Annotated in this window: 1 protein-coding gene; it reads right to left on the reverse strand. The window is 72.3% G+C overall.

Going from position 1 to position 495, the window contains the following annotated elements; translation table 11 throughout:
* The coding region (locus tag EN994_RS34745) for a citrate/2-methylcitrate synthase (RefSeq protein ID WP_281060235.1) at positions 1-495 on the reverse strand (495 nt) is incomplete at both ends.

Here is a 495-nt window from a genome sequence, read left to right on the forward strand (position 1 = left end):
CCTCGGCCAGTTGCATCACCGCCTCTCCGGCGCCGCCATGGCGCGGGCCTGACAGCGTCGCGAGCCCTGCCAGCAGGCAAGCGGCCAGCGGCGCGCCGGTCGAGGCTGCGACGCGCGCGGCGAAGGTCGACGCATTCAGTTCATGATCGGCAAGCAGGACAAGCGCACGGCGGATCGCATCGGCGCGGCCGGCATCCACCGACCAGTCCTGCGCAAGCCGCTGATGGACGGGATTTGACCCCGCCGGTGCGCCCAGCGCGGCGGCCAGCACGCCGACCGCGTGCGCGGCATCGGTATGCAGCGAGGCGGCGCTGCGCCCGAGCGACGGGCGCCCCTGACCGGCAAGCACGGCAAGTTGCGCAAAGGCCGAGGCTCGGCCAGCTTGATGGGGTGCGTCCGGCGACGCTGCTTCGAAAGCCACCGGTTTCGGCAGAGCCCACAGAACGGCGGCGGCTTCTTCCAGTGTGGCGTGCCCGGAGAGCACTGCGGCGTCTG

The organism is Mesorhizobium sp. M7A.F.Ca.CA.002.09.1.1 (assembly GCF_003998555.1).
GTDB lineage: Bacteria > Pseudomonadota > Alphaproteobacteria > Rhizobiales > Rhizobiaceae > Mesorhizobium > Mesorhizobium ciceri.